The organism is Actinoplanes rectilineatus (assembly GCF_000962825.1).
Classification (GTDB): domain Bacteria; phylum Actinomycetota; class Actinomycetes; order Mycobacteriales; family Micromonosporaceae; genus Actinoplanes; species Actinoplanes rectilineatus.
Genome location: NZ_JZKF01000227.1, coordinates 1 through 667 on the forward strand (window position 1 = coordinate 1; position 667 = coordinate 667).

The 667-nt window shown below is 71.4% G+C and carries 1 protein-coding gene; it reads left to right on the plus strand.

Annotated features, from left to right (window positions below):
- Nucleotides 1-137: 137 nt before the first annotated feature.
- The coding region (locus WH85_RS46225; protein ID WP_045748594.1) for an IucA/IucC family protein at nt 138-667 on the plus strand (530 nt) is incomplete at its 3' end.

Here is a 667-nt window from a genome sequence, read left to right on the forward strand (position 1 = left end):
CACCCCCGAACCCCTCCCCCTCAAAGCCACCACCGCCATGCGCCTCGCCACCGACCCCCTCACCGACATCTGGACCCACCAACCCAACCCGATGGCGACCTGAACCACACCCGCTCCCCGCGCGGAAGGACCCCCACATGACGATCCGCACCGCCGGCAGCGGACGCCTCGCCGCAGCCGCCGCCCACACCGAAGCAGCCCTCGCCGTCCACGCCCCCCACCTCACCGACGCCTTCCTCACCCACCTCCCCCACGCCGCCGACACCGTCGGCCGGCGCCTCCGCGCCGCCCTCACCCGCGAAAACCTCACCCCGATCACCGGCGGCGGACAACACCACGCCTTCAACCGCATCGAATACCCCACCGCCGGCGTCGACGACCCCGTCGACCTGCTCACCGGCATCGACACCGGCACCATGGCCGCCGAAATCCGCAACGCCGTCATCAATCTGGCCATCGCCATGGCACGCCCCCCTCACCACGACAAGACCGACAACCCGGACACCGAGGCCATCCGCCTCGAACGCCTCGCCGTCGCCGGACACAACCTGCACCCCTGCGGCCGCACCCGACTCGGCTGGGACACCGTCGACGTCCTCGCCCACGACCTCGAAGCCGGCCACACCACCCTGCGATTCATCGCCGTCCGCGACGACAACCACCTCGG